Raw genomic sequence first — 305 nt, 5'->3', positions numbered from 1 at the left:
CTACTTTCACACTGGTTGCAGCACTATCATCGGCGCAGAGTTGTTTCACGGTCCTGTTCGGGATGGGAAGGGGTGGGACCAACTTGCTATGGTCATCAAGCTTTGACTTGTACGAGCCGCGTTCACAAGAACGTTGCTCAGAATCTGGAATCGGTAAGTAATCAGCACTTGGTGCTGTGGGTAATGAAGTTGTCTCAACAACGTTTAACGGTCTTCTTACCTATATCCTGCTAAGGTTATAGGGACAAGCCGTACGGGCAATTAGTATCAGTTAGCTTAATGCATTACTGCACTTCCACACCTGA

1 rRNA gene is annotated in these 305 nt (G+C 47.2%); it reads right to left on the bottom strand.

Annotation, left to right across the window (positions count from 1 at the left end):
* A 5S ribosomal RNA gene (rrf, locus tag GM655_RS22605) occupies nucleotides 1–100 on the bottom strand; the annotation flags it as partial.
* Nucleotides 101–305: the final 205 nt, after the last annotated feature.

The sequence above is a fragment of the Pseudoduganella danionis genome (assembly GCF_009720775.1).
Lineage (GTDB): Bacteria > Pseudomonadota > Gammaproteobacteria > Burkholderiales > Burkholderiaceae_D > Rugamonas > Rugamonas danionis.
Note: the sequence above shows the minus strand (reverse complement) of the source record. Positions and strands in the feature narration are given on the sequence as shown.